The sequence below is a fragment of the Serratia sp. 121840015-1 genome (genome assembly GCF_053627655.1).
On record NZ_JBSEYF010000011.1, the window covers coordinates 36,399 to 43,170 of the forward strand.

The window sequence follows — 6,772 nt, forward strand, 5'->3', positions numbered from 1 at the left end:
ACATCAAGAGGATTTGAAAATGTACACAAAGCAATATGATGTAATTAATGAACATCTAGATTTTCAGGGAGTAGTTGATGGCTTATACTTCCCATTTTATATGGAATGGTGCCGACACTCTTATTTAAAAGAAGTGGCAGGGATCGATATAGAACTTGAGTTTAGAAAAGGTTTTATATACACAATGACCAACATGTCAATAAGTTATAAAAAGAGCCTCTATTCAAATGATAGACTAACTGTTTCTTGTGATTTATCAAGGAAAGAAGGAAAATTTAAATTTATTTTTCACGAGAGGATTTTTGTCATGGATAAAATATGTGCCGAAGCATATGTAACAGCAGTATGCTTGAAAGAAGGCCGACCAATAATTCCTGATCCAATTAATAAATTACTAGAAGTTAGATGTCAATCTAGATAAATACAAAAGTGCACATCTTCTATGAAGTGATATTATGACAGCTATCAAAATAGGCCACTAATTACGAAGTGGCCTATCGCCCATATCAGTAAGGCGGTTAATTGATAACTATTTAAAAAACTCTGCAAGTTTACCAGCCACCCTTTCATTTACCATAGTGATGAAATCATCACTTAAAAATTGTTCCGTTTTGACGACCTTCTCTCTATCAACAACTTCTTTCATGACAAAGTAGAGAGCTTCTGTAAAAAATGAAGATATGAGCACATTTTTTGATAACATATGAAGTTTCTCATCTAAAGATTTCTGCCCCTCATCTTTATTCTTTTTATTCTCCTCTACTCGCATACCGAGTTTGAACATTTCCATCACATATGCAGCCCTATTTGCTGTATCACGGGTTTCGCCATCATCAAGCCTCATCTGTACCTGGTGGTCTACCTTCTCCATCCAAGAATAAGGAATAGTTAGGTACACCCTGTTATTAGATTTCTTTTCAATATCGGCCATTATGAAACCTTTGTTCATATGATTTAAAACCAATAGGCATCATGCATAACACCTACTAATAGTAACCAGAACGAGTGTACCGCATTCAGAAAGCAACTCGCAAGATGCTTTTAAGCATCTTATAAGCAGCTCTACAATTGCTCTTAAGATGCTCACTACATTCTATTCAGCATCCAATAGAAGAATGTTATACTTAATACACTGATTTTAAATCAGTTGCTTAAAAGCTGCTTTCAAGCACTTTATGAGCAACATACTGATTGCTTTACAGCAATAGCACAAAACATACATGAATTACGTAATTAGATTATAAGTCATTGTTAAATAAAACAATAATCAAAAATAATCATTTTTGCATGTGGTGTGAAAAATCTAGTTTTACATATACGCCTGTGTTAATATTAACCAACGTTGAGTTAATACCTTACGGGCCTCTTGCGATGATGTGTAGAATAGCGGCAGCATTGCTGGCAATTATGGTTTTCTTTAGTGGTAACGTTCGCGCTGATTGTTTCAATCGGGCGGGTGCTTACTATCGTATAGATCCGGATTATCTCCGTGCCATCGCATTTAGAGAATCAGGCTTCAATAACTCGGCGGTCAATCACAACAGAGACAAGACGGGAAAAATCATCAGTTCAGATTATTGCGTCATGCAAATCAACACCAACACTGTCAATCGCTTCAAACGAGAGTACCCCTTGCTATCGATAAAACAGCTCAAAGATAATCCCTGTCTTTGCATACATGTTGGCGCCCTGGTATTAAGACGTAACTTTAATCAATACGGACTGAGTTGGTTAGCAGTAGGTATGTATAATGCCGGCGTAAAAAATCGGCAGGAAACCATCTCTAACAGGTATAACTACGCAATGAAGATTGACCGAATTTATAAAGATATAAAAAGCGGAAAACTAATACCGCCAGCTATCAACTGACTCCGCCCTTATGCACATATCCACACGCAATTAAGCCAGTGAGTAACCGGCCTACCCTGACCGGTTATGAACGGGAGCGGTTATTTCACCGGGGCAAGGTGAAATAACTTTGCCTGTGGGGATGTGTATAAGGGCTGCCGCATATTACCATACCACACACCTGACGTGTTTCTCGTCAGGTGTGTGGTATGGGCGCCCCTTTGGGGCAGCGGGAGCGGGAAATGTATTTCCCGCTGGGCGGGCGGGGAGAATAAGAGCTGCCCCCTCGATGGGGACGGCTCTTATCAGCGCGCTACCATTCAAAAACCTCATGGCAGGGAAGAATGGACGCATCACAATCAAAATGGATGTAGCCTATACGATGATATTTTATCTGGTGAATTAAAAACCGCCTCAGCGCCTTTGACGCTCCTTGTGACTTTAATACCCGCAGCCGCCAGCGATAATCCGTCAGCACCAGAATATAACCGTACTGGATGTTAACCACCCAGGAACGAAAAGCCGCCTGCCCTGCCATTGTCGCTAACAGCTCGTTATCTTCCGATGTAAAATGTGCCGTACTGCATACCCGTAAATTTTCCGTTTGCATCTTTCACCCCGTTATTTCATACTGTCCGCGTAGTATTAACTGTTCGTTCTGTAGCAGTGTTCGGCCCCGGTATTGATGGGCGTCATTACCGGGGCAACCTGTTACTTCATTCGGTTTTTGAATTCATCCGCAATCAGCCATAACGCACGGTTCAGTTTTATATCGCCATCGATACCGTTGACCGCCCGAGTACGGGTATTTTTACCGGTCACGCTTTTACCGGGTAATCCGCCTTTAATCATGTTTTCCTGAACGCGCTGGAATGTCGTCCATAAATCATTGCTGTAATCTTCACGTCGACGCGGACGCAAAACTTGCGACGGCGTGATCGGGGATTTATCTTCATACTCGTAGCGATAACTTAACGCCGCCCGCGCAAATAATTCCTGGTCGCGCTCGGTCAGTGAAATGCATTTCATGGTATCGAGGTCATTATCGACGCGGTCAAATATGCCGAGCACTTCATAGGCACCTTCAATCACCTGACCGACCACATCCCCTTTATGCGGGACACGAACATCACCGAACGATTGACCAAATACCATGCCGTTGGCACAGACATAGCGGAACATCCCCGGGATCATTTGGTAACTGCTGCTCCCGTCGTGGCTGTTCAATAATACGATTTCGGGGACTTCCTTATTGCCGGAGACAATCATATTTTCCCGACGCAGCCGCAGCATGTGTTTGGTATGGCCGCGTTTGCTTTCATCCCGGACGCGCGTCTGGCAGGCATAAAACGGCTGAAAACCTTCCTCGCGTAATTTATCCAGCAGCGTAATGGTGGGTATATACGTATAGCGGTCACTGCGCGAATCGTGTTTATCTTCTGAAAACACGCTCGGCACCACGTTCATTAATTCGTCGTTGGTTAATGGGCGGTCTTTACGGATGGCGTTATAACGGCCAAAACGGGAAGTCAGACGCATGATATTCTCCTTTCTCTTTGAGTAATACCGGCCAATTTTTTTAGACCGGCGATGAATTAACGGTATGAGTGATTGATAGCCAGCTGAAGGTGCAGCCGATAACGCGCATGTTCCCAGGCAGTGACACCAGTCTCGCCAAAATAGGCACCGGCCAGACGCTGCGCCTGAATCCAATGTTGCGCGACGGCATACGCAATTTTCGGTTTATCGGACGGCGAGTTATCGACGCCGTTAAACACCACCCGATCCGTCATCGTGTTAAAAATTTCATACAGCGATTGCGCCAGTTCGTCAGGGGACAAATACACGCCGTGCAATTCCTCCATCAATGCCAGTTGACGGATCATGATGCTTTCCGCGTCGGGGTATTTTCCCGCCCATCGTTTGGAAGATTCTTTGGTGGCGGTGTTGACGTTTTGCGTGTTCATCCTGCGCTTGCTCCTCTCTGGTGGTTATTCCATCGTTCGGTGAGTTCCCTGGCGGCAAAGGGCGACGGAGCAACGGCGTAAGGAGACACGCAAGGGGCGAGACGAAAAGTTTTTACCTGGAAAAAGTTTTCGGTGAAGTGCATTTCACCCCTTGCGGGGCGACGCGACGGTGCTACGAACAGCCCTCCGCCGGGGAACGGCCGTCCGATGGCGCACCGGAAACGCAGCGAGGAGGAACACAGCCGACACGGCGACAAGCCGGGGCGAACTTAGCGTTCCTCGCCAGGGCGAGGGACAGTGAAAAGCGGCGCCGGCATCGCCGGCTGCAAGCGAGCCCATCGCGTGACGGATGGAAGCCCGCCAGGGGGGAGACGGCGGGCCGGCTCCCTGCGCAGCACGACAGCCGGGCCCGAAGGGCACGCCCAGGCATCCTGCGGAAACCCGATTCACCGAAGAAATACCGGCAGCCAACAAGGGAGAAGTAGGGAAATCGCCACCAGGTCTTTTTGACAGTGTGCGAGAAGGGAAAGAAAGGCCGGTGCCGCAGGCTCCGGCCTTTCGTTCTGTTCGTCTTTTACCGCGCGGTGCTGACCGAAGCCACCGTTACCAGGTAGCACACGGCGTCGGCAAAAAATGCCCAAAGGTTCACACCCCGATCGGTAAATTCGCCCGGTAGCGGCAGCGTGTCGTTTTCTGCCATGCGTTATCGGGCAGGATCGCCCTGCCCGCCTCGGGTGTTAGCGATACATCGGCCAGCGCGTGGACGTCACGCGATACCAAAACGGCGTATACATCTCGCGCTGATAGGTCAGTGTCAGGCTGTTGCCGATCACCACGCGCGCCGGGATACCCAGCAGCGACAACTGGATGTAACACATCCGCGCCGCCACCGGATCGATGTCCACGCAGTCGGCGCGCAGCTGCGTTTGCGGGTTATATCCGCGCGCCAGCATCACTTTGGCAAACGCGATCACCATCCCGCCCGCGCCGCAGGTCGGTTCGGACAGCGTGATATACGGCTCATTGTCCAACGCCGCCAGCCGATCACCGGCTACCAGTCCCGCCATCAGTTCGGAGAGATGGAACGGCGTGAAAAACTGGCCGATGTTGCCGCTGCCCAGCTCCAGCTCCATAAACAGCGAGCCGAGAAAATCCCCCATGTCCTGATCCAGCCCGATGATCAGCCATGAATACAACTGCGCCATGCGCTGCTGGTCGGCTTTTTCATAGCGCTGGATGGTGGCCAGATACTCCGCCTCGATGTCCGGCGACTTTAACAGCAGATTTTCAAGCGCACAGGCCGTCAGTTTCACAAAATCGCTGAACACTTCGTAGCGATGGTGATAACGCGCCGTCTCACGAAACGTACTCAAAAACGCCTTGCGCGGATCATCGCCGGTGATTGTCCGTTTTCGTCCCGGTACAGGGTCGGCGGGTTTTGGCTGTTCTAACGCATCAGCCCTGACGTTCTTTTCCGCCGGGCGCACTGCATCGACGGGCACGGAAAACAGGGCATCAAAAGAGAGTTGTGACATCAATTAACCTCCGGGTCAGTGAATAGCCGCCCGGTACGGGGCGGCTCGCGTTATCAGGCCATTGCCCGCGTTAACTCCAGCGCACGCAGAACGTGCCCCCACTCACTGCCCCGCATCGACGGCACCCGCACCGATTTGCCCTTGCGAACACATCCGGCGATATGACGCCCGAACGACCGCAGATCCGGATCGACGTCGGCGGCGGCTATATCGCCGCGCGCGATCCGCCGCTGGCGTTTCACCTGCTCGCACTCCGCCTGTAGGCGCTTTACATACTCGTCGGTTACTGTCATGATGCTTACATTCGATTTCATGGTTGATCTCCATGCTGATTGATGAATGCCGGCCAACTTTCCTAGGGCTAACCGGCACGAGAGAGCAGGCGAAAGCCTGCTTTTTTCATTTACGGGCTTGCGTCTCCCGGCTTAGCACCTCCTTATTGATCCGCGCCAAAATGGCGCTATGCGATAACGTCACCACGTCACGGAACTTAAAATAGCGATCGCCGACTTTGGCGAAAATGTAGGTAACGTCCCCGCAGTACATTTCGGCCAGCTTGAAAGTTTCGCTATGTGCGTCGCCCTCCCAGTCTTTCGGGTACATCACCGCGATGGCATCCATAAACGCCGCCAGCGTGATTTCTTCCACGTCGCTGCGTGCCTGCTGCTCGCGCCGTTGCCAGTACGCGGCCTCGGTGCTCGCATCCCACGCCATGCGGTTTTCAGTGCTGATTTCGGTCTGATACATCGTTTTTTCTCCTCGGTTAGGGTGGCTTGCCACCGGTTAAATGCGGGTCAACGTGCCGTAGCAAGGCAACGTGCGGCCATCGTCTGACACCTCGACGAAAACGCCGGTATCGAGACACAGCCAGATGAAGCCTTTTTGCATAAAGCGATACCCGGTTGTGCTCAGGCAAACAGGGCGCACAGGCTCGACCTGTTCCACGGCGTACACCGTGCAGCCCTTCGCGCGGGTTTCGCGCGCAAATCGCATTACGGCATCAAACGGATTGCAGGCGTTGGTGATGTGGCTGCAATTGAGGTTCACCGTGCCCCCGATGCAGGGCGCCGAGAATTTGACAGAAAAGCGGCCGATCGCCTGCGTAACGAACAGGCAGGCTTTTACATCCCAATCATCAGACGCTCCGTTGACAATGGATTTTTTCCCATATCTCTTAGAGCGTCCCTTCGTGGCGGTTTTGACGTTGACGTTTTGTGTGTTCATGCTGCTTTCCTTCCTGGGTGGTTGATTTATCTCTCGTCGGAACCTTGCGCGGCGAAAAGCTGACGTAGCGACGGCGAACGGGGGAACGCAAGGGCGCCGCTTGCGGCGTGCATTTCACCCTTGCGGGCACGCGGGCGACGGTGCTACAAAAGCGGCCGCGTAAGGGCCGATGAGAGATAACCACCGGTAAGCTGAGCA

General features: G+C 50.4%; 11 protein-coding genes. 2 read left to right on the forward strand and 9 right to left on the reverse strand.

Annotated elements, in window-relative coordinates; all coding sequences use genetic code 11:
• Positions 1 to 19 precede the first annotated feature (19 nt).
• A complete protein-coding gene (locus tag ACUXAC_RS25845) occupies positions 20 to 421 on the forward strand; it encodes an acyl-CoA thioesterase (protein WP_172689994.1) in 402 nt (133 codons plus the stop codon).
• A 108-nt stretch (positions 422 to 529) separates the two neighbouring features.
• Here ACUXAC_RS25845 and ACUXAC_RS25850 read toward each other — a convergent pair whose 3' ends face one another.
• Positions 530 to 931 carry a relaxosome protein TraM gene (locus ACUXAC_RS25850; protein ID WP_239511736.1) on the reverse strand — a complete coding sequence of 134 codons (402 nt, stop codon included), beginning with the start codon at positions 929 to 931 and terminating at the stop codon, positions 530 to 532.
• A gap of 356 nt (positions 932 to 1,287) precedes the next feature.
• Between ACUXAC_RS25850 and ACUXAC_RS25855 the strand changes: the two genes are divergently transcribed.
• Entirely contained in the window at positions 1,288 to 1,869 is a 582-nt protein-coding gene (locus tag ACUXAC_RS25855) for a lytic transglycosylase domain-containing protein (RefSeq protein WP_454267050.1), read from the forward strand.
• A 292-nt stretch (positions 1,870 to 2,161) separates the two neighbouring features.
• On the opposite strand, the gene ACUXAC_RS25860 is transcribed toward ACUXAC_RS25855, so the two are convergent.
• From ACUXAC_RS25860 to ACUXAC_RS25895, 8 genes are all read right to left on the reverse strand, one after another.
• Positions 2,162 to 2,458 carry a DUF5983 family protein gene (locus ACUXAC_RS25860; RefSeq protein ID WP_454267051.1) on the reverse strand — a complete coding sequence of 99 codons (297 nt, stop codon included), beginning with the start codon at positions 2,456 to 2,458 and terminating at the stop codon, positions 2,162 to 2,164.
• A 101-nt stretch (positions 2,459 to 2,559) separates the two neighbouring features.
• Complete coding sequence (locus ACUXAC_RS25865; RefSeq protein ID WP_454267052.1) at positions 2,560 to 3,387, reverse strand: DUF932 domain-containing protein; 828 nt, start codon at positions 3,385 to 3,387, stop codon at positions 2,560 to 2,562.
• Between the two features lie 56 nt (positions 3,388 to 3,443).
• Positions 3,444 to 3,815, reverse strand: a complete 372-nt coding sequence (locus ACUXAC_RS25870) for a dehydrogenase (protein WP_454267054.1) — start codon at positions 3,813 to 3,815, stop codon at positions 3,444 to 3,446.
• A gap of 574 nt (positions 3,816 to 4,389) precedes the next feature.
• Positions 4,390 to 4,515 (reverse strand): hypothetical protein, encoded by a 126-nt coding sequence (locus ACUXAC_RS25875; RefSeq protein WP_255326676.1) that lies wholly within the window; start codon positions 4,513 to 4,515, stop codon positions 4,390 to 4,392.
• 37 nt (positions 4,516 to 4,552) lie between these two features.
• Complete coding sequence (locus tag ACUXAC_RS25880) at positions 4,553 to 5,350, reverse strand: N-6 DNA methylase (RefSeq protein ID WP_454267055.1); 798 nt, start codon at positions 5,348 to 5,350, stop codon at positions 4,553 to 4,555.
• A 53-nt stretch (positions 5,351 to 5,403) separates the two neighbouring features.
• On the reverse strand, positions 5,404 to 5,664 hold the full coding sequence (locus ACUXAC_RS25885) for a hypothetical protein (protein WP_094887931.1): 261 nt from the start codon (positions 5,662 to 5,664) through the stop codon (positions 5,404 to 5,406).
• Between the two features lie 85 nt (positions 5,665 to 5,749).
• A complete protein-coding gene (locus ACUXAC_RS25890; protein WP_454267057.1) occupies positions 5,750 to 6,097 on the reverse strand; it encodes a hypothetical protein in 348 nt (115 codons plus the stop codon).
• Between the two features lie 36 nt (positions 6,098 to 6,133).
• On the reverse strand, positions 6,134 to 6,574 hold the full coding sequence (locus ACUXAC_RS25895; RefSeq protein ID WP_454267059.1) for a protein TraE: 441 nt from the start codon (positions 6,572 to 6,574) through the stop codon (positions 6,134 to 6,136).
• Between the last annotated feature and the right edge of the window lie 198 nt (positions 6,575 to 6,772).

Bases quoted from the DNA above. Each gene is read 5' to 3' on its own strand.
- ACUXAC_RS25845 (WP_172689994.1), top strand. From the start codon at position 20: ATGTACACAAAGCAATATGATGTAATTAATGAACATCTAGATTTTCAG.
- ACUXAC_RS25850 (WP_239511736.1), bottom strand. From the start codon at position 931: ATGGCCGATATTGAAAAGAAATCTAATAACAGGGTGTACCTAACTATT.
- ACUXAC_RS25855 (WP_454267050.1), top strand. From the start codon at position 1,288: ATGTGGTGTGAAAAATCTAGTTTTACATATACGCCTGTGTTAATATTA.
- ACUXAC_RS25860 (WP_454267051.1), bottom strand. From the start codon at position 2,458: ATGCAAACGGAAAATTTACGGGTATGCAGTACGGCACATTTTACATCG.
- ACUXAC_RS25865 (WP_454267052.1), bottom strand. From the start codon at position 3,387: ATGCGTCTGACTTCCCGTTTTGGCCGTTATAACGCCATCCGTAAAGAC.
- ACUXAC_RS25870 (WP_454267054.1), bottom strand. From the start codon at position 3,815: ATGAACACGCAAAACGTCAACACCGCCACCAAAGAATCTTCCAAACGA.
- ACUXAC_RS25875 (WP_255326676.1), bottom strand. From the start codon at position 4,515: ATGGCAGAAAACGACACGCTGCCGCTACCGGGCGAATTTACCGATCGG.
- ACUXAC_RS25880 (WP_454267055.1), bottom strand. From the start codon at position 5,350: ATGTCACAACTCTCTTTTGATGCCCTGTTTTCCGTGCCCGTCGATGCA.
- ACUXAC_RS25885 (WP_094887931.1), bottom strand. From the start codon at position 5,664: ATGAAATCGAATGTAAGCATCATGACAGTAACCGACGAGTATGTAAAG.
- ACUXAC_RS25890 (WP_454267057.1), bottom strand. From the start codon at position 6,097: ATGTATCAGACCGAAATCAGCACTGAAAACCGCATGGCGTGGGATGCG.
- ACUXAC_RS25895 (WP_454267059.1), bottom strand. From the start codon at position 6,574: ATGAACACACAAAACGTCAACGTCAAAACCGCCACGAAGGGACGCTCT.